This is a genomic window from Aliagarivorans taiwanensis DSM 22990, from assembly GCF_000429505.1.
In the GTDB taxonomy this organism is placed as follows: Bacteria; Pseudomonadota; Gammaproteobacteria; order Enterobacterales; family Celerinatantimonadaceae; genus Aliagarivorans; species Aliagarivorans taiwanensis.
Genome location: NZ_AUBZ01000004.1, coordinates 1 through 25878 on the forward strand (window position 1 = coordinate 1; position 25878 = coordinate 25878).

25 protein-coding genes and 1 pseudogene are annotated in these 25878 nt (G+C 46.4%); 10 read left to right on the plus strand and 16 right to left on the minus strand.

Annotated elements, in window-relative coordinates:
• From G462_RS0103955 to gspG, 14 genes and pseudogenes are all read right to left on the minus strand, one after another.
• Window positions 1–239: pseudogene (locus tag G462_RS0103955) on the minus strand (IS4 family transposase); the annotation flags it as partial.
• 676 nt (window positions 240–915) lie between these two features.
• Complete coding sequence (locus G462_RS0103965) at window positions 916–1386, minus strand: hypothetical protein (protein ID WP_157378550.1); 471 nt, start codon at window positions 1384–1386, stop codon at window positions 916–918.
• Window positions 1387–1390: 4 nt separating this feature from the next.
• Window positions 1391–2671 (minus strand): hypothetical protein, encoded by a 1281-nt coding sequence (locus tag G462_RS0103970; protein ID WP_157378551.1) that lies wholly within the window; start codon window positions 2669–2671, stop codon window positions 1391–1393.
• Window positions 2672–2745: 74 nt separating this feature from the next.
• Complete coding sequence (locus tag G462_RS0103975) at window positions 2746–3276, minus strand: hypothetical protein (RefSeq protein WP_026957834.1); 531 nt, start codon at window positions 3274–3276, stop codon at window positions 2746–2748.
• A complete protein-coding gene (locus G462_RS0103980) occupies window positions 3273–3821 on the minus strand; it encodes a hypothetical protein (protein ID WP_026957835.1) in 549 nt (182 codons plus the stop codon). Before G462_RS0103980 ends, G462_RS0103975 begins: the two co-directional genes overlap by 4 nt.
• On the minus strand, window positions 3821–4750 hold the full coding sequence (locus G462_RS0103985; RefSeq protein WP_157378552.1) for a hypothetical protein: 930 nt from the start codon (window positions 4748–4750) through the stop codon (window positions 3821–3823). The genes G462_RS0103980 and G462_RS0103985 overlap by 1 nt, the downstream gene beginning before the upstream one ends.
• Window positions 4751–4876: 126 nt before the next feature.
• On the minus strand, window positions 4877–5722 hold the full coding sequence (locus G462_RS0103990) for a hypothetical protein (protein WP_026957837.1): 846 nt from the start codon (window positions 5720–5722) through the stop codon (window positions 4877–4879).
• A complete protein-coding gene (locus G462_RS0103995) occupies window positions 5722–6393 on the minus strand; it encodes a prepilin-type N-terminal cleavage/methylation domain-containing protein (RefSeq protein WP_026957838.1) in 672 nt (223 codons plus the stop codon). Before G462_RS0103995 ends, G462_RS0103990 begins: the two co-directional genes overlap by 1 nt.
• Complete coding sequence (locus G462_RS0104000; RefSeq protein ID WP_084404920.1) at window positions 6390–6866, minus strand: PilW family protein; 477 nt, start codon at window positions 6864–6866, stop codon at window positions 6390–6392. Before G462_RS0104000 ends, G462_RS0103995 begins: the two co-directional genes overlap by 4 nt.
• A complete protein-coding gene (locus G462_RS0104005; protein WP_169720137.1) occupies window positions 6853–8886 on the minus strand; it encodes a secretin N-terminal domain-containing protein in 2034 nt (677 codons plus the stop codon). Before G462_RS0104005 ends, G462_RS0104000 begins: the two co-directional genes overlap by 14 nt.
• A 33-nt stretch (window positions 8887–8919) precedes the next feature.
• Window positions 8920–9324, minus strand: a complete 405-nt coding sequence (locus tag G462_RS21685) for a prepilin-type N-terminal cleavage/methylation domain-containing protein (protein ID WP_035476736.1) — start codon at window positions 9322–9324, stop codon at window positions 8920–8922.
• Window positions 9325–10521, minus strand: coding sequence for a type II secretion system F family protein (locus tag G462_RS0104015; RefSeq protein ID WP_026957841.1), 1197 nt, complete (start codon window positions 10519–10521; stop codon window positions 9325–9327). It lies immediately after the preceding gene.
• Complete coding sequence (locus G462_RS0104020; protein ID WP_026957842.1) at window positions 10521–12188, minus strand: GspE/PulE family protein; 1668 nt, start codon at window positions 12186–12188, stop codon at window positions 10521–10523. Before G462_RS0104020 ends, G462_RS0104015 begins: the two co-directional genes overlap by 1 nt.
• Window positions 12185–12607, minus strand: a complete 423-nt coding sequence (gene gspG, locus G462_RS0104025; RefSeq protein WP_026957843.1) for a type II secretion system major pseudopilin GspG — start codon at window positions 12605–12607, stop codon at window positions 12185–12187. Before gspG ends, G462_RS0104020 begins: the two co-directional genes overlap by 4 nt.
• Before the next feature lie 1218 nt (window positions 12608–13825).
• Here gspG and G462_RS0104030 point away from each other — a divergent pair.
• Complete coding sequence (locus tag G462_RS0104030; RefSeq protein ID WP_026957844.1) at window positions 13826–15217, plus strand: hypothetical protein; 1392 nt, start codon at window positions 13826–13828, stop codon at window positions 15215–15217.
• 343 nt (window positions 15218–15560) lie between these two features.
• On the opposite strand, the gene G462_RS24885 is transcribed toward G462_RS0104030, so the two are convergent.
• Complete coding sequence (locus G462_RS24885; protein ID WP_245579527.1) at window positions 15561–15719, minus strand: hypothetical protein; 159 nt, start codon at window positions 15717–15719, stop codon at window positions 15561–15563.
• Between the two features lie 45 nt (window positions 15720–15764).
• Here G462_RS24885 and G462_RS0104035 point away from each other — a divergent pair, with 45 nt between their 5' ends.
• The 9 genes from G462_RS0104035 (at window position 15765) to pssD (ending at window position 24963) form a co-directional block, all read left to right on the plus strand.
• Window positions 15765–18266 carry an SLBB domain-containing protein gene (locus G462_RS0104035; RefSeq protein ID WP_245579528.1) on the plus strand — a complete coding sequence of 834 codons (2502 nt, stop codon included), beginning with the start codon at window positions 15765–15767 and terminating at the stop codon, window positions 18264–18266.
• Window positions 18267–18331: 65 nt separating this feature from the next.
• On the plus strand, window positions 18332–19468 hold the full coding sequence (locus G462_RS0104040) for a polysaccharide pyruvyl transferase family protein (RefSeq protein ID WP_026957846.1): 1137 nt from the start codon (window positions 18332–18334) through the stop codon (window positions 19466–19468).
• A gap of 16 nt (window positions 19469–19484) precedes the next feature.
• Entirely contained in the window at window positions 19485–20351 is an 867-nt protein-coding gene (locus tag G462_RS0104045) for a glycosyltransferase (RefSeq protein ID WP_169720138.1), read from the plus strand.
• A gap of 37 nt (window positions 20352–20388) precedes the next feature.
• Window positions 20389–21414 carry a glycosyltransferase family 4 protein gene (locus G462_RS0104050; RefSeq protein WP_169720139.1) on the plus strand — a complete coding sequence of 342 codons (1026 nt, stop codon included), beginning with the start codon at window positions 20389–20391 and terminating at the stop codon, window positions 21412–21414.
• Window positions 21415–21448: 34 nt separating this feature from the next.
• A complete protein-coding gene (locus G462_RS0104055; protein WP_026957849.1) occupies window positions 21449–22402 on the plus strand; it encodes a Wzz/FepE/Etk N-terminal domain-containing protein in 954 nt (317 codons plus the stop codon).
• A 49-nt stretch (window positions 22403–22451) separates the two neighbouring features.
• Window positions 22452–23747 carry an O-antigen ligase family protein gene (locus G462_RS0104060; RefSeq protein ID WP_026957850.1) on the plus strand — a complete coding sequence of 432 codons (1296 nt, stop codon included), beginning with the start codon at window positions 22452–22454 and terminating at the stop codon, window positions 23745–23747.
• Complete coding sequence (locus G462_RS24445) at window positions 23744–23947, plus strand: hypothetical protein (RefSeq protein WP_157378554.1); 204 nt, start codon at window positions 23744–23746, stop codon at window positions 23945–23947. Before G462_RS0104060 ends, G462_RS24445 begins: the two co-directional genes overlap by 4 nt.
• A 23-nt stretch (window positions 23948–23970) precedes the next feature.
• Window positions 23971–24399: a PssE/Cps14G family polysaccharide biosynthesis glycosyltransferase gene (pssE, locus tag G462_RS0104065; RefSeq protein WP_026957851.1), complete on the plus strand. Its 429-nt coding sequence runs from the start codon at window positions 23971–23973 to the stop codon at window positions 24397–24399.
• Between the two features lie 81 nt (window positions 24400–24480).
• Window positions 24481–24963, plus strand: coding sequence for a PssD/Cps14F family polysaccharide biosynthesis glycosyltransferase (gene pssD / locus G462_RS0104070; RefSeq protein WP_026957852.1), 483 nt, complete (start codon window positions 24481–24483; stop codon window positions 24961–24963).
• Between the two features lie 110 nt (window positions 24964–25073).
• On the opposite strand, the gene G462_RS0104075 is transcribed toward pssD, so the two are convergent.
• Window positions 25074–25847 carry a nitroreductase family protein gene (locus G462_RS0104075; protein ID WP_245579529.1) on the minus strand — a complete coding sequence of 258 codons (774 nt, stop codon included), beginning with the start codon at window positions 25845–25847 and terminating at the stop codon, window positions 25074–25076.
• Window positions 25848–25878 lie beyond the last annotated feature (31 nt).

Genomic DNA, 25878 nt, shown 5'->3' on the forward strand with positions numbered 1-25878 from the left:
CATCGATATACACTGCCTCTTTCGGCGTGCATATGCGGGTTGCCCAAGAAGCGGTTCATACGCTTGATGCTGTGTTTTACTTTGGTGTTGTTACCGATGTGCCTGCCCAGCGAGGTGAGCGTCAGCGTGTCGCTGCTTTGCAGCGCCTTGACAGCGGTTATAAGGGTATCGAGGCGCTTTTTGTGCAGCTCAGGGCAGTTCTGATAAAGCGCTTGATATACAATTCGCAACTCGTGCATCCCGTGAAGTCCTTGTATCTGCTGGTTTGGTTGCACATACCATTAGATCACTTCGCGGGTTGCACTCCAAGCGCAACACTCTGATTTATCGGCTAATTATGTGGGGATTCGTCAGCGCTATATTCCAACCGAAGAGATTACAATGCCATCATAAGCAAATTGAATGCAATGCTCGAAGTGTACACGCATGAAAATGACATTGTATTTGTCGATATCAATAAGTCATTTGCCCCTAATGATGTGCTGCAGGATAGATATTCTTATGACGGGATACATTTAAATGCTGACTCGTACCTAATTTGGAAGGATGCAATATTGGAGTTTGTGAGCAGAGTGAGAGCATGAATGTGTTTGGAACAACCCTTGGTAATTATCCGATCTGTTTTGGCTGAATCATTTATCGTATTGATGCTGCGCCGAGCCTAAGCCAAACAGTTGAAAATCAATCTGGTTGAAGAACGCTATTACCCTGACCTATATTCTCCAAAGGACCTGCAACTTAAGAATAATAATTTCTTAGATTATTTTAGGCTTCAAGCAATCGCATAACAGAAATCTATTTTGGTTACCATAACAACGAAAAATAGATTTGAAGACTCAATGCTCGAATTACAACAGACTCATATATCAACTGTCCACTTTCCCATAAGTTAGACAATAGGGAGTTGGGCTTAGACTAAAAGCGATACTTCAACATCGTGGTGGCCCATATAATACTGCTGCTATCAATAGCCCCATAACTAACCTCTGCAGAAAGGGCTAAGGCGTTTGAAATCTGCCAGATATACCCGCCACCCGCTGCAAAGCCGTACTCTCTTGGGCTTGAATTAATATATGGAATGCCAATGTACGCAGAGAAAGCAGAGTTTTCAGAAGCCTGTCTACCGAAATCAACAACTCTCCAGGTTGTCAGCAACTCATCTCCGAAGTTAGGAACAAACTCCAGAGATGTACCAATTGCAGTATTAGGACTGTTCGGCTTAAATACACCAACTTGGAAAGCGGGTCGAAATACATTGTTTTTTCCGCTGAATTTGTCGGCATCGTACACATATGCGCCACCGGCCCCAAACTGAAGATTGAGTTTGGCTACACAGGGTAAAGGCAGCGTAAGACAAAACGCAAACACAAGCATCCATTGCTTCATAACACTAGTACCTCAACGTTAACTTGGTGGCAAAGGCATTATCACCATTATTTTGCTTCTCATAACTAAGCTCTAGGTTTGCCAAAAACTCGCCAATTGACCAGTTGCGAGATAACGCAACTTTATATTGATCATCGATGCCAAACTCATCGGCATTCCAACTCTCAATGCCAAGGTCATAACGCGTGTAGTTATCACGCTGCCAGCCAAGCCCCAAATAGAAAGAAGAACCACTGTAGCCAGGCAGCAGAGTGCTGCGCTCCATGCGAGCCAGTTCAAAATCTGTGTTGTCACTATCCCAAACTTGCCGCTCAACCATTAGTGATACGTTTTGCAACCATACTAACGGAGCCCCCAAAGGCAAATCAGCCCCAAGCGAAAGACCTTTAGTCTCATACCGCTCATGTTCAAAGACAGTGTGCTCACCATAAACTGAGACTGGCACTGGTACTGAAAAGTTAAAGCGGCTGGATAAGGAGTAAGATCGCTGATTTTCAACAAAAACCAGTTCAGAATAGTCACCCTCTTTGACATCATCGATGCTCCCCCCCAAGGTCCAACCTTTACTAGGCTCTATACTGAAGTGGAAGAAACGGTGCTCAGGCGCTGCAGAAAACGAAAGAGAATCTTCCCCGAGCCAACGAACGCCTAACTCAATATTAGGGCTGTACCTCTTAGCAACCCCTTGGAAACTACTGAAACTAACTGACGGCGAGGCCACTTGATACAAACTGTTAAACCAACGAGAGAGCTTCATCACGCTGCTATTGCGATCTTTATACCCGACAAACATGTTCAGGTTAGGCTGGCCAAGGCTTAGATAGCTGTAATTCGGTTGAAAGCTGTCCTCACCCTCTTGATACCAGCTGCCTCCCAGAGAGAGCAGCAAAGAGGGCGCAAAACGATAATGAGCAATGGCCCTCCCACCAAGGTTAGAACTAGAGAACTCACCTCCATACAAAAAGTCGGAAGGCTCAGAGTCGCTCTTCGAGCGCATTTGAGCATACACATCAGCATAACTCAGCCCATAAGGCTCTTCATATTTACTCAGCAAGCCATTAATTTCAAAGTACAGGCCTGGCACGTCACGTTCTATTTCATCTAACGCAGCCCTAATCACCTCAACTGAGTAAGGCTTTGAAATAATTGGAATACTGGCGATGACCGCTAACTGCTCTATTCGAGCAGTAAGATACTCATCCTGAAGTGGTACATACTGAGAAGCGTTGGCGTTGATTGAGGTAATCCAGCCACCACAAAGCAAAACAAGTAATTGGGTTCTCATCCTTTGTCCTAACATACTCGAGCTCTTCAACAGCTCTCTGTTTAGGCTGTCCACTGATAAACCATTGCCAGTTACTACTTAGCTGACTGCTTAAATAGAACCAACTCGAAGCGCTCTCCGTCATCATCTGTCAGAAGCAGCCGCTCGAGGTTTACACTATCAACAGTCAGCGCCCCTAATCGAGCGCCTTTGGTAAGCACTTCTCGCGATTCATCACCACTTTGCAAGTCCCTAATCCGAACCAAGGCATGTAAGGTCGAGTCCTTTTCAAACACCCCGGATAAACGTAAAGCTAGACTAGCTAGTTGTTGCTCGCCTTCCCTGAGCACTGAGATCGACTCCGCTTCAGATTCCTCCGCAAGCCGCTCAGCTTCTGCTGCCTTAGCCTTCTTGTGTGGATTAGTAGCGGCAAACAGCTCAAGTAGTGCGTCTGCATCCCCTGAACCGACAACTGCAGTCTCATTAAGGCTTGTATCACCATTTATGGGAGCTAGTCCCGTCTCATTAGAAGAATACATTGGAGGGGCAAAGTAGTAATCTGCAGCTACTGCAATTAAAACAAGTGGAACAGCCAGATAGACAGCTTCTTTAGTCAAATACTTCATTGCCCTTCCCCTGCCAACACTGGGATGTCTAAACGGTATTGGCTACGCACATTCCATTGCCAGTCACGGCCACGATTATTAGAGGTGCGCCAGTTTACTGTGTTAATTGACACACCTTTCGTCGTATTCAAGCTGCGGTGAAAAGTCGCGATATCATCAACTGCGCCTGAAAGAGAAACTTCTAGGCTAAACCAAGTTAGTCTTCCTTCAATAATTGGCTCGAACCAGTTGATAGACTCAATAGAGACCTCTGAGTTAGACAGCAGTGATTCGAGGTACCGTTGAAATTCCAAACGAAAAGCGGAAGGCTCACTAAACTCAACAAATTCAGAACTCAGCTCTGCTAACCTAACCTGCAGTTGCTCTTTTCTCTCCAGATAGACAGAGCGGTTATCAATAATATCTTGAGTTCTATCGATCTGTGTCAACGTCGAGTTCATTTCGAGCTTCGCTACGTTTCGGCTATCGATAGCTGGCATCCAGAAAAAACGAGCCAGTACGAGAAGTAACAACCAAGGTAGATACTTTCTATATTGCTCAGCCACTACTGTTCCACCTGCTGATTTAGCGCCAGCTCAATGTTAACCACTTCCAAATTCCTTGTTTTCCTAACAGGGCTACTAAAGACTGCAGACTTTACCCAAGGATTACTGAGTAACTCCGCGAGTATCTCACTAGAAGACTCGGCACGAAGCCGTAACGTAACCACTTGCTCATTAACACTTACTCGCTCGACTTGAGCCCCCGCTTTATATACTGGCAAAAGGGCAGGCCAAAGCTCCCACCAACTATTCAATGAAGACTGTGCCTTCTCAAGCTCTAGAAAACGCTCTTCCAGCTCCCGAACCTCATTGCGTATAGTCAACGCACTGCCAACTTCTCGACGTTTGGCAGCTAACATCTCTTGGGATTGAGCCAACTGATAATTAGTATAAAAAGTGCTAATTATCAGATAAGTACTAAACAGCACTGAGAATGGCACTACAGCTTTGGCAAGACTTGCGAGTAGATTACGGTCAGAGGAAGCACTTCGGCGCCAAAGGCCTAAATAACCAGCCGGAGGCAAACGCCACCACTGGCGATACAGACGTTGGACAGTTTGAGGGGGAGAGAGCTTAATAAACTCGCCAGCAGGTATACCATGAGAAACAGAAAACAGCTCTCGATTAGTAAAGCTACCCTGAGCGAGCTTAGACGAGATTGCTTTGGCTGTTCTTGCTAGAAGTACCGTATCTTCGCCATTGTCATACTCTACACACTGTCCTTCTGAAAGCCCCCAGCCAATAATTAAGCTTTCAGGGAGAAGCAAGCCACGCATTCCAGCTACGCTGTCAGTCAGATAGTAAAGACTAACTAAAACTTCACCATTCTTTGCTGGATGAACAAAGTACAGCGTATTCTCTTGATCACCAGAAATCTCAATGGCAATAGCTTGCTTTAACTGCTTGTACTCCATGATGGGAAAAGTTAGCAAACGCTCCCTGTAGCATCGCCTTGATAAGACAGATACCAAAGAGCTACTTTTTCGTTTGGTACCGTTAGCACCAGACAGCCCAAGCAGTTTCTGACTAATTAACTCTAAAAAAGACACGTCGACTTGTTACCCCTCAACTCCAAAGAACCAAATGGGCTGAGTATTACTCAACGGAGACATGTTAATAAACATTCTCTTTAGGGCCCGAGACGTTCCTTTATTTACTACCAATTCAATCATAAATCTGCCACTTGGATAAAAACGCACCTCATCACTACTATGTATCCCTGTAATTTGGCGGAAAGAGGCTGCATCCATACGCCCTTTACTTCTTAACTCTATAATGGCCTCCGCCTGCCGCTCTGGGAGCCACAGTCGAAGTAATCTGTCTGGCGCCTGTAAGGGTAAGAATGCTCGATTAGGTATACGCGTGAATAGCAGTACGTCATCCTCTTCCAAACCAGCTTCGCTCAATGCATTAGTTAGTTCACTGCGACTTTGAAAAAACTGCCCCGACATCTCTGACGAAGAACCGGAAACAAAGCCTTGTAACTCGATAAGCTGATTCCGCACAGATACAGCTCGGTGTCGAGCCCCAAGCATTTGCGTTAACAGCGGTTCTACGGTAGCGCGACTGCCGCCATTAAAAACTGACACCAAGCCATCGTTGTCCTGAATACTTACTCTATGGCCAGAGGGCGTAATAAAGGGCTTTCCGTAAAAGTTCCACTCCGTAGCTATCTCGCCTTCTTCCCCATTGACCCAGCGCTTGGTTGCCAACTCATATAGCAACTCAGACTCAAGAGTACGCAGGTCAACCTCAGCCAACACTTTATCCTGTAGAGCTTGTGCAACAGCCACCTTGTCCTTGGAGGAGTAGCTCATCTGCAAGGCCAATACACTTATCACTGCTACCATCAGCAGCACCTGAAGCAGTGCTATACCACCCTCTCTTCGGTAGAGATTCTTCATCAAGCTTCTCCCCAGCCGTCTGAGGAAAAATGCAGCAAATAACTGTTATCCTCCGGTAACACGAAGCGCAGCACGACATCGTCCAAGGTTATAGCGATGGCATTCGGCATCCTTCTCACCGAGTGCCCACTGTAGGTATTACTCCATTCAGGTTTGCCTATCCCCTCGTCAAGATAGCGAGCTCTATCTTCTGCGCTTCTCCAACCTAAATAGCGAAAACCTGCTGTGCGTAAATCTTCGAACAGCACCTTCTCATGGATAAACTCAGGTTTGTCGCCGGAAAGAGCCAAGGCTCGGTCTTTAATTGGCGCCTCCTGATAAAGAACCTGGTAAGTGCCGTCTCCAACGGCAATGACCGATATTTTCACGTAAGATGCCTGTGCAGCAAACACCGGGCTGTCAGACACAAACTCTAGTGATTCTGATTCCCCCTCGAAGAAATAGGATGAAGAGCTTTGCTTATTGACCACGAACGGTAAAGCACCACGAATGACATCCAGCATCATGAGTTGGTCTTTTTTTTCCGCTAGCAAACGATAAAACTCATTGGTCTCTTTCGACCACCGGTCATGGAAGAAACTGTAACTCGTGGTTGCCACCAGCAGCAACGACATAAGAACTGCACTCGCAACTAACATCTCAACAAGGGTAAATCCACGCTGTCTCCTCACCAGCTGAACTCCTTGTACGAGATAATAGGGCGCCCTTCAAACTCTAACGTGACATTCCATAAAACATAGCGCTCAGTAAGCCCCGGATAGTCTTCGAGCAGATCTTCATGGACATAACCTCTCTCGCGCTTTTCTACCTCAGCATACCAATGGTACTTCAAACCCTGAAAAACCCCTTCGCCTTGCTGCTCTTGCTCTGTTCGCAACTGGTAGCGAATCACATCAATCACAAAAGGAATAGCCGTTGAAGATCGTAAACTAGCCTCTGCTCGCCGTTCAGCCGCCAATGAGCTTTGATAGAGCATCGTCATAATCGACACCACAGCGGTAAGGATCGCACTGGCAACCAAAACTTCAATCAAGGTAAATCCTTGCTGTAATTTGGACCTTCCAAGCAATGCTGCATTACCACATGGGCGAGAGCACGAAGCGCCCTCACCAACAGCGAGGGCTGAGTAACTACAACCTAACATGCTCCAGCCCTTGCGCTAAGCTCTGCTTCAGCTCATCCCACTGGCTACTGCTGTCCACGATACGCGGCGTTACCATAATGACCAGCTCAGTCTTTCTCACACTCTCAATCTTTGAACCGAACAGCCCGCCGATCACAGGCAAACCACCCAATATGGGTATTCCCGAACCATTATCTGAAATGTCTTCGCTGATTAACCCCCCAAGAATCACCGTCTGTCCCGACTCAGCGACCACCTCAGTGGTAATGCTTCGGTCAAAAATAGAGGGGTTACCCTCTACCTCAGTGCCACCATCTAAGGCATTACTGTTTTCTTGAGAAATAGTCATCGACACGATGCCTTGCGAGTTAATCGTGGGGGTCACCGACACCTTAACACCCGTTTTGCGGTATTCCACTGAGCGGGTCACACCATTGTTACTATCCGTCGTAGTTTGACCCACGACGGGAATATCGGTACCAACATTAATGTTCGCCTCTACGCCATCACGCACCAGTAAGCTTGGCTTCGACATAATGTTGACATTGTTATTGCTTTCAAAGGCTTGCATATTGATGAAGTCATCGCCATTCATCCATTTGATAAAGCCACCACCAATCGCCTCCAGGCCCGGCTCAGTTCCGACTGAAAAATCGCCTTTGGAAAAGGCCCACTCGACACCGAACCTAAACTGATCGGTCATAGTGACTTCAGCGATGGTCATCTCCAGCATCACTTGTTTTGGCATAACATCGAGTTGTGCAATCAGCGGCAGCAATCCTTGATACTCATTAGCGCTGGCTTTGAATATCAAGGTGTTCGCTCGCTCATCAACCACCAAACTCATGGTCTCATTCGACACCGCATTGCTGTTCTGCGCATTCTCTTCCACCCGCGCAGAGTCTCGCTCGGTTGAGCGTTGCACCGACGACGAGCGGCCACCTATCAGCTTACTTAGGCTTTCACCGATATCCGTGGCACGGGCATACCTAGGCTGATAGATAAAATAGCGTAGCTCTGCCCCTTGGCTCGGCTTGTCCATTTGCTCAGCCCAGTAGCGCACTCGCCCAACAAAACTGCTTTCCGAAGCAAACACCGCTAAGGCGCCAAGCTGGTAGATTGGTACCAACGAGATGCGGCGATCAGCCCCCGCCTCTGGCACTATCCCCTCGCTTTTAAGCAGCTCATTGACCGTTTCGATGAACTCATCAAGGGAGATATAGCTTAGCTTTACCAGACCAATATGCTTACTTGTATTTGCCGGCGCATCCAAGATTTTTAAAAGCTCTAACGCCCGCACTACCTGAGTACGAGAGCCGCTAAGTATCAGTACCCCACGCCGCAAATCAGGCGAGACTTTTACCGAGGTAAGCTCGCGCAATACCCGCAGATTCTCCAAGCCAAATACAAACTTCAATGGCACGACTTGAGCCACGTTCTGAGCGCCCTCGGGAACGGAATCTGGCGACGCGCCATAACCCAGCACTGTATTGGCCTGTCCGCCCTGCTGCAGGTTCATAATCACGTACAAGCCGTCACGAGCTTGAATGGTGACCTCGCGCTCCAACAACAGCTCTTGGGTTAACTCGAACAAACGACGAGGGCTAATAGCACTCTGTACATTTAAGGTAACCGGCGTACGGATACTTTGCAGGTTGTCGCCAAGAATATAATCAACCTGCAGTAGCTCCCCAAACACATAGTGCAAAAAGTCATTCATCGGCATCTCATCGGCGGCTAAGCGAATGTTTGCCTCTGAGCTGAACTGGCTAGACAGGCTGGCTCCAGTATTGAAACCGCTTGAACCGAGGCTCAAGCTCGGAACAGCCTCGAACAGCCCACCAGGTTCGGTCCCTTGCGATACATCGCTTAGGGCTGCGTTTTCGCCCGAGTCCGCTGCACCAGATTCAGTACTTTCTACTCTGTCGGTTTCCAGATACGAGCCTCCAACTTCATAGTTGTAACTCGCCGAGTCTGTCAGTACACAACCTGAAAGCTGAACAGCCGCCACTAAAGCGATAAGTAATTGTTTAAAATGCATTTCCATTTTGTCCATAAAGCACTAAATACGGGCTTACTCGTCCGTTGCTTCTACTAATCTAAATAAATTAAGTTCTTGCTGGCGCCCACGATACACGATGGAGACCTGTTCCGGCGAGGGGTAGCCATTGCGGTTAAAGGTTACCGATTGTTCGTGAGGAAAACCAATGTATTCAAAAGATTGCCGTGAAATTTCAGAGCCGGATACCAAATCAATATATCCCAGTTGATTGTTGTACAGCTGAACGGCCACTTCACCACTACGTGTAAAGGCGCGGTGGCTCATTCCTCTCAAACTACTCTTTAACCGGTTTAGCTCTGCCTGAGCCTCAGCCCGGGCAACTTGATTGAGCGTAGCGGGCCCCACGAGCGCAGCTCCCAAACCCATCAAACTGAGAACCACCAACAGCTCAATCAGGGAGAATCCTGAGTTTCGCATCTACAGAGCCACATCATTCAAAGAGGTGATACTTAAAAGCATAACCACCACCACTCCGCCTACGATGCCCCCCATGACTAAAATCATCAAAGGCTCGAGTACCGACGTCAACTTAGCGGTCCACCCTTCAAACTCGCTTCGGCTTCGCTGAGCGACTTCGTCAAACACTTTGGGCAACTCGCCACTTTCCTCCCCAACTTCAATCAGGGAAAGCGACAGGTCACCAAACAGACCCGTCGCCTCAAGTGAACGAGTTAGCGGCTCACCACTAGACACCTTGGCTCTCGCACCTTGGAGCGCCGTCTTTAACTTGGGCCACTCGATACCATCAGCAGCCATCTTTAACGCAAGCTCTAGCTTTACGCCGCTTCTCAACAGCATTCCGATGGCGCTACTCACCTGAATCTGATTAACCAGCAAAATTGATTGACGCAATCCAGGGATTTTCACCAACGTTTTAGTGAGTACTTTTCCGAGCTGTCCGGTGCTACCAAGATGGGCTATCCAGAACACGAGTAGAGCTAACCCCGCAAACAGATGAAGTTGATAACTCTGCATCCAAGCACTTGTGGCTAGCAACACCTCGGTATAAACCGGCAACTCCGAAGCTTGTTCGAACAGGCCACTCATACGGGGAACAATAAAATTAAACACGAACAGAATACAGGCCACACAAACAAACATAATGACCGTCGGGTAGGTAAGCGATTGAATAATCTTGGCTTTCAGATCACAGCGAAACTTCAGCTCCTTAGCTAACTGAGAGAACACCAACGCCAAGTTGCCACTTTCTTCCGCCATTCGAACCAGGTTCACATAAACGTTATCAAAGCCCTTGATCTCGGCCATTGCATCTGAAAGGGGCGCCCCCTTACGAACAGAGGCGGCAAGCTGAGTCAGCACCAACGAAACATTGCTACTGCTCCCTTTCGCCAGTATGTCTAAACCTTTATCTATCCGGACACCACTCTCGAGCAGCAGCGCTAGCTCAGAGGTCATCACTTCCAACTCTGCCAGTTTTAAAGGTTTAATTGCAGATGACGACGATTTTGCCCGATTATCGGCCTGCCGCAACTGTACGACAATTAACCCTTGCTGTTTGAGCGCTAGCTTCGCTTCCTGAAGTCCGTTGGCATCAAGCTCGCCTTTGGCTTCCGCACCATGACGATCAACGGCCTCGTAGAGAAAACGAGCCATTAGTTTGCAACCCTCATCACTTCTTCGGCCGTAGTCAGCCCCTGAGCCACTTTGAGCAAACCATCATCCATCAGGCCTCGCCCCCCCTGCTCGCGATGGTAGGCAATGGCTCTTTGCAAGAAATGCTGGTCTTTTTTTAACGCACGAACCTGATCATCAATCGCTAAGTACTCAATAACCGCCATACGTCCTTTATAGCCGGTATGCCCGCAATGCTCACATCCTACCGGCTGGCGCAATACCAGGGGATGACCTTGGCGAAACTGACTATCTAGCAGTTGTGGATAGCGTCGAGTTAGCTGTTCAATATCAGCAACCGGTTCACTACAGTGAGTACACAACTTGCGTACCAACCGCTGAGCAACAATCGACACTAACGCCGCATTGAGTAGGTACTCCTCAGCCCCCAAGTCAAGTAAACGGGTAAACGCAGAGGGCGCATCGTTAGTATGCACGGTGCTAAACACTAAGTGTCCAGTCAGCGCAGACTGCATGGCGATTCTTGCTGTTTCCGCGTCACGGATCTCACCCAACATGATGACATCGGGATCTTGGCGTACGATCGAACGCAAACCCTCGGCAAAGCCAAACCCGATATCCGACTGAACTTGCACCTGATTAACCCCATTTAGCCGGTACTCAACCGGATCTTCTAAGGTGATGATTTTTCGCGACTCATCATTCAGTAGACTGAGGAAGGTATACAAACTGGTGGTCTTACCAGAGCCGGTGGGGCCTGTTAGCAGCACCACGCCCGAGGTCTTGCGGATATCGGCCAAAATCGCTTGTAAAATATCGTCTGACAAGCCAAGGCTGGCAATATCGTAACGGATCGATTGCTGACGAAGAAAACGCAGCACCATGCTCTCGCCTTCCGCCAGAGGAAGCGCAGAGACCCGAATATCAAGCTTCTCATTCGCGACTTTGATGTCGATCTTACCATCCTGCGGACGCCGCTTTTCCGCTATGTCCATCCCTGACAAAATCTTCAAGCGCGACAGAATTGGAACGCTCAAACGCGCCGGGACCGTATCAACTTCTTTAAGCACGCCATCGATACGCATACGTACCCGGTAGGTACTCTCTGAAGGCTCGAGATGCATGTCCGAAGCACCAAGTTTCAGACCCTTGGCAATCAAGCTATTTAACAAGTTAACTACAGGTGCTTCCGACGCCAACTCCCGCAGCTTATCTTCTTCTAAACTACTGAGCTGATCCAGTTGGTCCTTATCGACCTCGGTGGCTAACTCCAGTAGCGGCTGCGCCGCCGCATCAAACTGAGATTCGGAAACGGCAAAAAGCCGATAGCGGCGACTGGCACAAAGCGATTCGAATAACTCCAGGGCCTCTGGATGCAGGGGATTCTGCGCCAGAACATCGAGCCGACCATCCGCGTTGCTGACCACCAGCCAGCCATAGCCCATAAGCTCATCAAAGCCTTGTCCTTGCATGGCTTGCGCTGACTCATCGAGTTCAAAGTCATCGAAGCTGGGTAGGTCAAGATACAGGCGATACAACGCTGGCAAACTTTCTTCTGCCAGCGCCCCCATATTCACTAGAATATGTTCTAAGGTACCGCCATTGCGTTGCTGAAAATGCTGGGCTTTAGCGAGATCGTCACTGGCAACGCTAAACTGTTGCCCAAGTATCTGTTGTAGCTGGCTCATTGATAAATGATTTCCGCCGCTTCGCCCTCACCACCTTCCTGCCCATCAGCGCCTAAGGTTCGCAAGTTGTAGGGGTTACCATTATCCCCGGGGGCCTTGTAGATATACTCCCGATTCCAAGGGTCAAGGGGTAAATCACGCGGCAGATAAGGACCGTCCCATCCGGTTTGATCGTCAGCTCGCAACTGAGACAACGAGGCGGGGTAGCTACCAACATCTAAGCGGTACACGTCGAGCGCCGTCGCTATCATCTGCATTTGCGCTTCTGCCGTCTTGATTTTGGAAGAACCCACTTTGGAAAACATGGTTGGCGCAACCAAAGACATAAGCAGGCCCATGATTACAATAACGATCAATAGTTCCATAAGGGTGAAGCCGCGCTGACGATTGCCGCGAGTGGATAAGCTGTTACTACTCATTCTCAATGATTCCATTTGACACAAGATATTACTGCCTCGCCATACTCAATCTTGATATCAGACCGGCACGCCGCAGCAGATAACACCACATAAATCTATTTAAACAGAGTGTTATCCCAAAAGAGCAAGGTCTTCTAGTTATTATTCTCTACATTTGGTGTTACGAGTTTAACGAAATAGAACAAATTGGCAAGGGCTATGGCTTAGTGAAGACCAAGCCCCATAAGCGATAGAGGCTCACCACCATGCATTTACGTTTAAGGCTTAGGTAGATAGCGGTTGTTAGAAGGGGCACAAATAAAGAAAGTAGAAGGCCCATTGGGACAAATACTCGCGTAAAACGCTGCGTAGAACAGCCAGTGCTTCTCTCAACCACATCCGGTCAAATTTAAACGACTATATATAGATAACACCTAGGCCGCTTCGGCATAGTCCCTAAGCTTGCTGGAGTGTGAAACAATGCAAACACCCGCCAATAGTGACTTGAACTAGTTTACAGCGCTATTTCAATCAACAAAAACTAACAATTAAACACTCAATACATAGCTGTGAGCGCACTCTCCCGTCATGATTTGAGGTGAGCAATCACTCTCGCCCACAACGCTAACTACCTGACCCACAGGCGACTGAGTGTTTTTTAATCACCTACCAAGCCACCTCAAAGCAGTTTTTTATGCTGCCATAATTAAATTTTACGGCATTTTTCATCTGGACACCCCGCACCAATTATCGATCTCCCCTCATTTTATTAACATTTATATCACTTTGTTTGAACAGCTGATATGCTGCGGCATTAACCATGACAACATTATTTCAAACACCTTTCATCACTAATCTCAACAAAAACTGGTGTAATGAAAATATCACGCCAATAGAGTTATTGGCAGAACAAAGCGTTACCAGCAAAGAAAGGTCAGAGATATAGCAAAATCAACAAGGTGTGATTAAGTGCGATTTTAAGAAAATAATCTGCTGATAGGCGGTTGATGTTAAAAATCAATTCCATTATATTCGACTCAACAAGTGGGTTGACTAATTTACTTGTTAGGAATTTGAGTCTATATCATCTGTGTCACGGGGCCGTCTTGTACCAACCCGGGTGGCTAGTTGGCCTCAGCGGTTGATGAAGCTCAATACGCAATACATTGGACGTTATGGCTATGGATAATATAAAACGGGCTTTAACACCGATTTCATGGAATTGGAGATTTACAAGAAATGAAAACTCTATTTAAAACTTCACTGGTAGCACTTGCAGTGACCGGTAGCTTTGCAGCTAGCGCAGCTAACCTTACCGCCTACCCCGCGCCAATCAAGTTCTCGTCAGAAGCTGCAGAAGTTGGCCTGACCTATGCGGGCAATATTGCTTTCGACACAATCGTTAGTGCAGAGCATGCTGCAGGTTCGCAAATTGTTTTGACCTACAGCGAAAACGTTGACCTAACTGGTGTTGCCGGCGGTAACTGTGGTACCCCTAACGAAGGTGTGTTCTTCTGTGGTCCTGATGGCACTGGTACTGCAAATGATGACATCGAGTTTGATGTAGGTAACGGTACTTTCACCTTTGATTCAGTTGTTGTAGACGCGACCGCTCGCACCCTGACTTTCAACGTGAACTTGGGTAACCCAGTTATCCCTAACTCAGCTTTCCGTACTACCATCTTGGGCACTTCACCCGCTATCGTAAACGGTCAGTCTACTGTTGCTTATGCATCTAATTTGGCCGGAACTCCAATTGAGACTGGCACTGGCGTATTAACTAGCGAAGCCAGCCAGTACTCTTTTGTTGTTACTCAAGAGCTAAACAACCGCGTTGAACGCGTAAACCAGCTTACTTTCGTAAACGGTTCTGCTGAAGAAGAAGCAGTAACTGCAACTAAGACTGATATTGCTAAGTTCTCTTTCACTGACTCAGCAGCAGACTTTGACGTTGCAGTAGCTCCTGTTGACTCAACCGGTACTGTTATGGTTCGTGGCTCTCTGGATGCAGGTGGTGCACTTAACTCTGCAGAGTATGTGACTACTGGTGCCACTTGGACCGCCAACGTTGACGTTATCGAAAACACTAAACTTGTTGGTTTCAACATCACGGCTCCTGATATGGACGTTACTCCTGCAAACGTACTGACTTACGTATTTGCTGGTGGAGCAGGCGAAACTATCCCTCTAAGCACTTTTGCAGTTACTGCTGAAGTAGCATACAGCAATGGCGCAGGCACCAACGGCACTAAGACTCTAAGTCAAGACACCAGCCTAGGTGAGTGGGCGTTGGATGCATCAGTAGTTAACGTACCTTACCTACCGGTAGGTTACGAAACCATCTCTTCTAACGTTGAGTACAGCAACCACGGTTCAGCTAGTGCTGAAGTTGCAATTACTGCATTCGACCAAGCTGGTAACCAGTACTCTGGTGACTTGGCCGATGCGCCTGCGAAGACCGTAACCAAGTACTCTGAAGATGACATCATGGCAGCGTTGGGTATCACCGAGTCTACCAAGTTGAACATCACCTTCATCTCAGACGCCGATGAAGAAAACGTAAGCATCGTACCTTACTACCGTACTGGCGATTCTCGCGTACAAAGCATCAACGACCAGTACAAGAAGTAATTAGTTACTTTTAGTATTGAGTTAGCACACTAAAGCAGGCTTCGGCCTGCTTTTTTTTCCTCTCCAAACAGCTAGCTAAACGCTCGAACCGATAGCCGGCAGCCCCCCATAAGCGCGCGACCAAGAATTAGGTTTGCGGTTAGGCTTAAACCCCACGTATAATCGTCGCGGGCAGGTATGTTCCTGCTCACCAGTCATGTCGTAGTCAGGGGCTACTCGTTAAAGGAATAACAAGCCCTCACTCTCCGACGCTATGCCATTATCAACTGTAACAAGCGGAAAAATGATTCGATTGCTCATAAGGAACCTGCGTGCCTTAGCGCTTCCCATTACTCTTCTTTTTTCACTTCCCGGTATGGCGATTAACGTCACTCCACAGATGTTGCAACAGTTCCAGCAGCTGCCACCCGCGCAGCAGCAAGCGCTGGCTCAGCAATATGGGATCGACCCAGCGATATTGCAAGCTGGAATGACAACCAGCAGCAGCCTTCCGTCCAATCAAGGCCAGCTGACTCCCCTTCCCGACGACCCATTAGCCTTACAGCTAATGCGTGAAGAGCAATCGATTTTGCAGAGCATGAAAGACGAAGAAGAAGCCGACAAGATTAAACCGTTTGGCTACGACTTGTTTTTGAGCTCAACGCAAGCAAGTGCAAACTTCAGCCCGGCAACCGATGTACCAGTACCAGATAACTATGTACTGGGCCCCGGCGATACCATTATGATCCAATTGTTTGGTAAGCAGAATCAGTCACATAGCTTAGTCATTGATCGTCATGGAAAAATTCAGTTTCCTGATATTGGGCCGGTGAATGTTAGTGGCTTAACGTTTGCGAAAGCCAGAGAGCTAATCGATGAAGAAGTAAACAGGAAGTTACTCGGCCAACGCACCTATATTACGATGGGTGAGCTTCGCACAATTCGCGTTTTTATCGCGGGTGATGCAATCTACCCCGGCTCCTACACGGTAAACAGTCTGACGACCGCATCTCAAGCACTGTTTCTAGCCGGCGGGATCAAAGAGATGGGGTCGCTACGTAACATTGAGGTGAAGCGTGCCGGTAAACTAGTGGCCTCATTTGACTTATACGATTTGCTTCTTCGCGGCGACGCCACCGGTGACGTGCCACTGCAAACAGGTGATGTAGTATTCATTCCCGCGCTAGGACCAACTGCGCGTGTAGAGGGCAGCGTTAGGCGCCCCGCAATTTATGAGCTGAAACATAGTGAGAGCATTGGCGATCTGCTCGATATGGCCGGTGGTATTCTGCCAGGTTCCTACCCTAAAGCATCAGTGATCGAGCGAGTTGATGAAGAGTTTGTAAAAACTGCCATTAACATCGACATTTCATCTTCAGAGCAGCGCAGTAAAAAGGCCAAAGATGGTGACCGACTGCTAGTTCGCAGAGGCACAACCTTAGTCGAAAACTCAGTGACACTGGTGGGGGCGGTTGCCCGCCCGGGTATATACCAATGGCAGCCTGGCATGCGTGTGCAAGATATCCTTTCCACGTTTAATCGCGATCTCTTGCCGGCCAGTGATCCTCGCTACGCGATAATTATTCGTGAGGAGTATATTGGCAGCGACTTCGAGCTGGAAGGATTCAAGCTTGCTGAAGCCATTCTTAACCCCGACGGTAAGCACAACCGCGTATTACAGGCTAATGACAAAGTCATGGTGTTCAACCTCAGGGATGAGTTAGTCGACCGGCGTGAACTTGCACGCTACTTCGTATCGATAAGCCGTGAGCAAAGCGATATTGATGTTGCTCGACTGGAGATTGCCCAACGAGGAAAAACAGAACAAGCCCTACTTCTCGAGCAACAACAGCAGCTTAACCAGCAGAGTATTGGTGGTGTCGCGGTTGTGTCCTCCGCAGTTCAAAACTCAGAAGAGGAAGACTCTCTGGAAGAGGATCTGCGCTTACAGGCTCTACTCAACCTATTCACCAACGAGCGTTTGATTGCTTTGTCTGCCAACCTAAAGCGCGACGAGCTGCTCACGCCTGTCATTGCTAAGCTCGAGAGTCAAGCGAATTACCAACATCCGGTTAAGTTGGTGGGAGTCGTTGGCGAAGTAAACTATCCGGGGATCTACCCGCTGGTTTCCCACGGCAAAGTGGAAGACTTGTTGCTACTTGCCGGAGGGTTGAAAGAAAGCGCATTCATGATGAAAGCAGAGTTAACTCGAACAGAAACCCAAAATGGGGCAAGTATCGAGCACCATGCCATCAACTTGAACCAAGTTATGGGTGGAGACCTTGCAGCCAATATTGCGCTATCAAGCAAAGACCGCCTAAATGTGTTAACTCAGCCTAATTGGCAAGAAAACCCAACTATCGAACTGCGCGGTGAGTTTAACTTTCCGGGGGTTTATTCGCTACGTAAAGGTGAAAGCTTATCTGAGGTCATCGAGCGAGCAGGCGGCTTTACAGAGTACGCTTATCCCTATGGTGCCGTGTTTACGCGAGATTTTCTAAAGCGCCAGGAAGAGTTGGAGATTCAACGTATTATCGATCGCTTACGTAAAGAGGTCGCAAATAGAACCCTGTCGCAGCAAGGAGCCTTTGCCAGTGCTGCGGACTCACAGCTAATGCTCGCCGAACTGGAAAAAGCCCAATCAGTTGGTCGCCTAGTGATCGACCTAGAGAAAATTGCTCAAGCAACACCTAATTACGATTTGCCAACAGAAGCGGGAGACATGCTCTACATTCCACCACAACGCGATACGATTGCGGTAATGGGCGAAGTACAGCATCCAACCTCCCATCGTCATGATGGCGAACTGAGTATTGAGCAGTACCTCAAGTTATCGGGTGGTCTAAGCCAACGTGCTGATAAAAGTCGTATTTATGTTGTTCGGGCAGATGGCTCAGTACTGCTACCTAAAACGTCGTTTTGGTTTGGTGGCAAGCATACTCTCAATGCCGGAGATACGATTATTGTTCCTCTCAAAACCGATTACAAAGACGGCCTGACTCTGTGGAGCCAAGTGACTAACATCATATACAACAGCGCTGTCGCACTAGCTGCACTAAATATATTGTAACCTCTCCCCAGCTGTACTTTTTCAAGGCGGCTGGGGTTATATTTTACTCGAATTCGGAAATATTAATGTTAATTGAAATTAAGGGCGTACAGTTCTCCAACAAAGGGGCTGAGCTAATGCTTGAAGCCATCCTGGAGCAACTAAGCACTCGTTTTCCTGATGCTCAAATTGCACTGCAGCCAGGTCGTTTTTCACCCTACAGCAAAAGGGCTATGGTTCCAGCTTTTCAAAGACTGAACCTGCGTAAAAACCGTTTAGATCTGAACGGCATCACTTACTACTTGCCGGCGTTCATTAGGAGAGGACTAAAAGAGTTTGGTATCGTTACCGAGGCTGATGTAGATGTGATCTTAGATGCATCAGGGTTTAGCTATGGAGATCAATGGCCCTACTTTGTTCACTATCATGCCGCATCTGAAGCCGCTCGAATGAAAAAGAAAGGCAAGAAGTTTATTCTGCTACCTCAAGCCCTAGGGCCTTTCGAGAGCAAAACTACAGCCAAGCAAATGACTAAGTTGCTAGAGAACGCTAGCTTAACGTTTGCAAGAGATGATGTGAGCTACCGTCACGCATCGCAATTAACAACGCATAACTTACATCAAGCGCCAGATTTCACAAATTTGTTAAAACCAAAGAATCTGGCGACCGATGAAAAGTTTGCTAGTTCAGTATGCCTGATCCCCAATAGCAAGATGCTCAGCACCAAAAACAGTAACGCTCTATGGCATAAACGCTATTTGGAGTTCTGGCATGATATCGTTGAAGTTTTGGCTGAAGCGGGCTACGGATGTTTCCTGTTAAATCATGAAGGTGATGAGGACTTGGAAATTTGCCAACGTATTGCTGCTCACTCTTCGCAACCAATCGAGATTATTCAGGAACCTTCACCAACACGCGTCAAAGCGCTAATTGGTGAATCCGCTTTTGCGGTATGCTCTCGCTTCCATGGCTGTGTAAGTGGCTTGTCGCAGGGCAAAGTCGTATTCGGTACTAGCTGGGCACATAAGTACGAGCAACTCTACAAAGATTATGATGCGTCATCTTTGCTGCTATCGCCCGAGCAAAGCAAAGCAGATCTCAAGAAACTGATTCAAGAAACCGACTTTGAGAAGGTGTCAACGACCCTACTCCAGCGTTCATGCGCTCTTAAGCAGCAAGCTCAGACTATGTGGAACAACGTGGCCAATGAGCTCTGTAAGTAACCCCAAAGCGACTCCCATGATTAGCGTATATATGCCTACCTGCAATCGCCTTGGCCTGCTCAAGCGTGCCGTGGCTTCTGTTTTGTCGCAAACATACACGGACTTCGAGCTCATCATTGTAGATGAGAACTCAACGGATGGGACTAAAGCTTATCTTTCTGAGCTCTGCGAACAAGACGCCCGCATCAAAGTACTGTTTAATTCGAAACAGTTAGGAGCCTGCGCCGCAAGAAACCGTGCGATCTTTGAAGCAAATGGCAAGTACATTACAGGATTAGATGACGACGACGAGTTCGCTCCGAGTCGGCTACAGCAGCTACTAGACGCCTACAACCCAAACGATGCTTTTGTATGCCAAGGGTTTACTTGGCATTACGGGAGTAAAGCTCGTCAGGTTGATACTTCTCCTATGTGCATCTCGCTGAATGACATACTCAGTTACAACCATGCAACCAATCAGGTTCTAACTGAAACATACAAACTTCGAGAAATTGGCGGCTTCGATCCCGAATTTGCAGCCTGTCAGGATTATGATACATGGACCCGGTTAATACTCACATTCGGAAATGGCAAACGTCTATCAGGTACCAGTTACATTGTTCATCAAGGACATGAAGGGCCTAGGGTCACCAGTAAACCAAATAAAATCAAGGGATATGGTCAGTACTTTAGTAAGCACCAGAACCTAATGACAAAGTCTAATGTGGCCAATCAACAATTTATGCAGAGGGTTGCAGCACAGAATCGTTATTGGATTTGGGAATTACTGTATGACTTAAAATTTGGCTACGCGAAACCCAAAGTTAGGTACTTCCTTGCGAAGCTACTTCCTTTTGTAGCTGAAATTCGTAGAAAATGGTTGAGGAGTTCAAATGCTAATTAAGATGTTTGGCCCCCACCTAAACGAGTCTAGAGGAGGTATGAGTTCAGCGCTAACTGCATTCGTTGAAGGTTTGAGGGTTCACCACAATGTAGAATACATAGCAACTCAAATCGATCGTGAAAGGCTGTTTCAAAGTTGGTTCCGTAGCGCTTGGCACATGCTAAAACAGCCAAAGAGTTACAAAGGAAGCGTCTGTTGGTTTCATATGGGACCGTGGCTCTCTATGATCAGAAAAGCATCATTAGCATGCTTAGCGAAACTATTTGGTGCAGAAACCATCGCTCATTTTCACGCCATTTCAGTCGATGACTACTTGAATAGTCGAATCGGTCGCCTTTTTGTCCGAGCGATACTCCTGCCTTTCGATCAGGTCGTAGTGTTAACCCCATGGTGGTATGAGAGAGTATATCCATTCGTAGGGAACAAGCCTGTGACTATAGTTGCAAATCCAGTAGACCACGCGCTACAGGCAGTCGCGGATCACTATAACCAACACCCTAAAGATGAAAAAGGCCACTCGACTACCACAGTCTTGTCGATGACCCGACTTATCGAAGGGAAAGGCTTAGAGTTAGTGGTAGAGTGTATGCCACATTTGCCAGAACACTTCAAACTAGTTATTGCTGGCGATGGACCATTGAAGCCAAAGCTAGAAGAATTGTCCAAACAGCTAAAGATTAACCATCGAGTAACCTTCACAGGTTGGGTGGCAGGAGAAGCAAAAAGAGAAATCATCGGAGCCTCAGATATTTTTTGCCTCCCCTCACAGCATGACTCTTTTGGGATGGTTTTTATTGAAGCTATGGCTTTCGACCTGCCTATCGTTGCGACACATTGTGGTCCAATTCCCGATGTGGTTACCAGTGATGTGGGACTAACAATTCCACCAAACAGTGCACCCAGAGCTCTAGCAAGTGCCCTATTAAATGTTGAAAGAAACTATGAAGCTTATAGGGGTAATGGGCCTACCCGTGTTAGTAACTACTATAGCCTGAATAAAGTGGTTGCGAATATAGACCAAATGCTAAGCCAAAATCACTGTATAGATGAACCTTCTGCATAACCCAAGATATAAGGCAGACGTTGAGATTACTTTAATGAATGAGCAAGACATTACTCCTTATCAAATTGACTTACTGAGTGAACACCTGAACCAAAAAGGTTTGACCTTTTTACAGCTCCTTTATGTACTTTGGAAGGGCAAGCTGGCGATTATACTGTTTACTGTGGTGTTCGCTGTTACCTCAGTGGCAACATCGCTTTTGCTGCCAAATACCTATCGTGCAGAAACGACACTCAGCCTAGCACAGCAAGATAAATCCGCTATGGGTCTTTCCGGACAACTAGGTGGCCTAGCATCTCTGGCAGGGATCAATGTAGGAGATGGTAATGCTGACAGATCACAGCTAGCTCTAGAGGTACTGCGCTCTAGAGCTTTTGTCTCTGAGTTTATTGAAACACGGGAAATATTGCCTGACTTGATGGCGGTGTCAGAATGGATCGCAGAAGGGAACCGCTTGCTATACGATCCAGCAATATATAAGCCAGACAGCAAAACCTGGGTTCGAGAGGTGGATTTCCCCCGGTCTGTCGTTCCTTCAATGCAAGAAGCTTATGACAAATTCATCGAAATTCTAAACGTAAGCGAGAACAAGCAAACTGGTATAGTAAAGGTATCAATTGATCACCTTTCGCCCCATGTTGCTAAGGACTGGACAAACTGGTTAATAGAAGACCTTAACAACGAGATGCGTCAAAGAGATCTCACTGACTCTAGAAAGACTGTAGAGTACCTGGAAGAAAAGTTAAACAATGTCGTTCTTGCTGAAATGCAGTCAATTTTATTCCAGCTTATCGAAGAGCAAATTAAAACTATTATGTTGGCTGAAGTTATGGATGAGTACGTTTTTAAAACTGTTGATCCAGCCATTGCACCAGAACTTAAGCATAGCCCTCAACGTGCTATTATCTGCATACTTGGCACTTTGGTTGGAGGGATTTTGGGCGTGCTTTTTGTACTGATTCGCCACTTTGCTAAGTTACAAGACTAATGTCCTTGTCGCGTAAGTCGCAACGTTTCCTTGGAAAGAGCGATATATAATGACACAGCAAGCATCAAATAACCATATTGTTGACATAAGCTCGTTTGACCATATCTTGGAGAGATTTCTTTTTTCTATGGCATGCGGGCTATTGTTTGTTGACTCATTGACAGGTTTTTTCGTAATGAAGGTGGGAGTCGACCTCAAAATTTCAGTGCTTTACAAGTTGCTTTTTCTTTTTGTAGGGCTATTTCAATTACTAAGGAGAAACTATAGTTACTTTTTGTTTAGCGTAGGGCTAATGACTTTCGCGATTAGCTGGAGTGTTGCGCAAAACATTACTGGTGGTTTGCACTTCTTAGTTTTTGATTTCGGAGAAGCTCTTAAACTAGTTAGTACCTTTATTGTTTTCCTGGTGTTTTCTACTTTCCGCTTAATCAGCTGCAAAAACAGTTATCCTAAATTTATCAAAATTACACTAGCCGTACTCTCATTAAATATCTTTGCTTCTATTATAGGTATTGGCAGTACAGCATATGGGTTATTTGGAGCTAAGGGATTTTTCGACTCTGGAAATGCGCTTTCAGGAATTATTGTAATCATTTGTACTTTTATGCTAGTGGATGCAATTAAGAAAGGCACACTCGTATTTTGCGCAACATCTCTTTTCTATGCTATTCTCGCTGCATTGATAGGCACTAAGAGTGGCATTCTTAGTGTGATTATTATATCGATGTTGGTTTTGCTTTCGCGCTTTTATCTCACTCCTAAAATACTAATGACACTTTCAGCTCTTTTGCCAATTGTTGTCGTAGCTTCTGTTTTCGTTTATCAGCTATTCTTAGAGTCTGCAATTTTTGAGAGGATTGTTCATTTTTATAACACTGGCGGGTTAACTCGCGCCATACTATCGGATCGCGACCTGTTCTTTTGGGACATTTATCCAAGCTTTATTGAAGAAGGGTTGCCGAGATTACTGTTTGGCTATGGCTTTGAAGAACTAAATAAGTTTAATAAGCCACGTGTGGAAATAGACCCTATTGACATTGTGTTCATCTTCGGATTGTTAACCTTTACTGTTTTTGTGATATTTTTACGCCTTTTGTTTAAATCGGTGGAACTACTTCCAAATAATGATGACAGTGTAATGCGCGATCTAAAACTATCCATTTCAATTTCAACTTTTGTTTTGATTGTTATTTCATCAATCGCTGGCCATGTGCTATTTAATGGGTTCGTAACTTTTCTATGGGGGGTTACTATCGCTATGCCATTCTGGAGGAGGAATAATATAGATTACTGCCGGAATATATTGATAGCGTCAGTCACCGAAGATAGGGCCACCTTGCAATGAGTAGCAAATTCCAGTTAAACGAGTTTGGCGAAGTAATATGCTCGGTCGTTCCTGCAGCTTTTGTTAAGCATATTTGTAAATTTAACAACGCAGCCGAAACGGTGCAAAAATTCCCAACTCACTTGCAAGTAGGCGGCTTAGTGCAACACATCATTGATAACTTCAGTCCATATGATTTTGTAAAACAATATCTTTCCTAAAATGTAGTATTTGGAGGACAGTTATGAAAATTTTAGTCACAGTCGGAACAACACGATTTAGTTCACTTACTGAGAAAGCCCGAACCATAGGCGCGCACGATATGACCCTGCAACATGCCGACCCTAGTTTAAGCTTTGGCCATGTGTTTTTGGATAATATTGAGCAACACTACCAAGATGCTGACTTAGTCATAACCCACGCAGGTGCTGGTAGCGTTTTTTCCTTACTTGAGATGGGCAAGAAAATTATTGTCGTCCCCAATCTTGAGCGCGTTGATAAGCATCAACTCGACTTGGCCCAGCATGTGGAGCGCAATGGCTATGCTTTAGTTGCTTGGGAGATAGAGTCACTAAGACGCTGTATCGATGATAGCACTAACTTTTCCCCAAATACTTATTCTCCTACCAAGTTCTTTAAATTTGAGGAGATTACTGAGTTTATCTACCGATAACGAAAACAACAGCACGACACGCGTTTGTTATACGCAAAACGATTTAGCTTATTTTAACCTTCCTTGATATTGAAAAAACGAATGAATAGTAACTATGATATTGTCTTAGCCTACGGCCAAGGAGGCCATGAAGCTGAAATGCGTAAACTGGTCGAAGGCTTAGCACCACTAGATAAGGGAAAGATACTAGTGCTAACTGATTCACTAAAGCTAAACAGTTTGGCTGACACTCAGTTTTCATTACCGGAAATCAGAGATAAGCACCGAAATAGCATAGTAACCGTCGTCAGCCGAAGCCTGAAACTGCTCAAAATGCTACATGGAATAAAACAGAACTACTCTCCCAAGGCTGTTCTTTCTACAGGACCAGGTTTGTCTGTGATTACTTCAATTTATTTTAAGTTTTTCTGCAAGGCTAAGGTTGTACATGTAGAAACGGGCTGCCGCTTCTACAGTAAGTCACTGACTGGAATGCTCATGTACTATATTGCAGACCGCTTCTACGTGCAGAATAAAGAACAGTTAGCACTTTATCCGAAAGCCATTTTTAGCGGGCGACTTTGATGACCTAGCGTAAGTCGGCGTTTGTCTGTCCACTTCCCCTATCTTCAGTGTTCTTAAGCATTATTAACATTTTACGTATTAGTAATAAGTAAAAGCGTATAACTTATCTACTAAACCTCTTTGATAAGCTGTTTTGGTGATTTCTTATGTGAGTATGGGATCATGCCACCTGGATCTGGATATCCGACTGAGATCAGCATAATTGGCCGTTCATAGGGCTTCAACTTAAGTAATTTAGAAAGATCGCGCTCTTTCTTCTCTAGATCTGGCCAGTTAATAGGACATGTAGATAGTCCTAAGGTTTCCAGCGCCAACATCAACTGCATGGCAGCCAATGATCCGTCGATATAGATAACATGCCTGTCACGTTCAAACGGGTATGCAGATAAGTCTCCCACAACAGCAATCATTGCTGGAATATTATGCGAAAACCCCACTGTTCCCATTGCTATGTTAGCAATCTCCTGCGCTTGCTGTTCCTGTACAGCAGTATAAAAGCGAAACGGCTGACGGTTACAAGCAGAAGGCGCTAAGCTTGCAGCTTGAACTGCTTGTTCAATGAGTTCTATAGGAACAGCTTCTTTTCGATACCAACGAACCGAGCGGCGCTGCTGACAGAGCGCTAAGAATTGCTCATAATTTACATCGCTTTTCACACCTTCATCACGGCAATAAGGAATGAAATCGTTGCTACTGGCAGGCTTAGGCAGTTGGCTGAATTGGTTGTAAGCTTTATCGAGCCATGGCGATGATAAATCAACAACTGAAAAGTACTCTGTCAGGACATCAAAGGCCCACTGCATCTCCTGGCGCTCAACACTACCAGCAGCGACACATCGTGAGTAACAATTGAGAGTCTCTGCGAGATAATCTTTAGCAAACACACTTCTCCTTGGGCGCATTATCAGCCCTTTC

Bases quoted from the DNA above. Each gene is read 5' to 3' on its own strand.
- G462_RS0103965 (WP_157378550.1), bottom strand. From the start codon at position 1,386: ATGAAGCAATGGATGCTTGTGTTTGCGTTTTGTCTTACGCTGCCTTTA.
- G462_RS0103970 (WP_157378551.1), bottom strand. From the start codon at position 2,671: ATGAGAACCCAATTACTTGTTTTGCTTTGTGGTGGCTGGATTACCTCA.
- G462_RS0103975 (WP_026957834.1), bottom strand. From the start codon at position 3,276: ATGAAGTATTTGACTAAAGAAGCTGTCTATCTGGCTGTTCCACTTGTT.
- G462_RS0103990 (WP_026957837.1), bottom strand. From the start codon at position 5,722: ATGAAGAATCTCTACCGAAGAGAGGGTGGTATAGCACTGCTTCAGGTG.
- G462_RS0104000 (WP_084404920.1), bottom strand. From the start codon at position 6,866: ATGTTAGGTTGTAGTTACTCAGCCCTCGCTGTTGGTGAGGGCGCTTCG.
- G462_RS0104005 (WP_169720137.1), bottom strand. From the start codon at position 8,886: ATGCATTTTAAACAATTACTTATCGCTTTAGTGGCGGCTGTTCAGCTT.
- G462_RS21685 (WP_035476736.1), bottom strand. From the start codon at position 9,324: ATGCGAAACTCAGGATTCTCCCTGATTGAGCTGTTGGTGGTTCTCAGT.
- G462_RS0104015 (WP_026957841.1), bottom strand. From the start codon at position 10,521: ATGGCTCGTTTTCTCTACGAGGCCGTTGATCGTCATGGTGCGGAAGCC.
- G462_RS0104020 (WP_026957842.1), bottom strand. From the start codon at position 12,188: ATGAGCCAGCTACAACAGATACTTGGGCAACAGTTTAGCGTTGCCAGT.
- gspG (WP_026957843.1), bottom strand. From the start codon at position 12,607: ATGAGTAGTAACAGCTTATCCACTCGCGGCAATCGTCAGCGCGGCTTC.
- G462_RS0104030 (WP_026957844.1), top strand. From the start codon at position 13,826: ATGAAAACTCTATTTAAAACTTCACTGGTAGCACTTGCAGTGACCGGT.
- G462_RS0104035 (WP_245579528.1), top strand. From the start codon at position 15,765: ATGCGTGAAGAGCAATCGATTTTGCAGAGCATGAAAGACGAAGAAGAA.
- G462_RS0104040 (WP_026957846.1), top strand. From the start codon at position 18,332: ATGTTAATTGAAATTAAGGGCGTACAGTTCTCCAACAAAGGGGCTGAG.
- G462_RS0104045 (WP_169720138.1), top strand. From the start codon at position 19,485: ATGATTAGCGTATATATGCCTACCTGCAATCGCCTTGGCCTGCTCAAG.
- G462_RS0104050 (WP_169720139.1), top strand. From the start codon at position 20,389: ATGAGTTCAGCGCTAACTGCATTCGTTGAAGGTTTGAGGGTTCACCAC.
- G462_RS0104055 (WP_026957849.1), top strand. From the start codon at position 21,449: ATGAATGAGCAAGACATTACTCCTTATCAAATTGACTTACTGAGTGAA.
- G462_RS0104060 (WP_026957850.1), top strand. From the start codon at position 22,452: ATGACACAGCAAGCATCAAATAACCATATTGTTGACATAAGCTCGTTT.
- G462_RS24445 (WP_157378554.1), top strand. From the start codon at position 23,744: ATGAGTAGCAAATTCCAGTTAAACGAGTTTGGCGAAGTAATATGCTCG.
- pssE (WP_026957851.1), top strand. From the start codon at position 23,971: ATGAAAATTTTAGTCACAGTCGGAACAACACGATTTAGTTCACTTACT.
- pssD (WP_026957852.1), top strand. From the start codon at position 24,481: ATGAATAGTAACTATGATATTGTCTTAGCCTACGGCCAAGGAGGCCAT.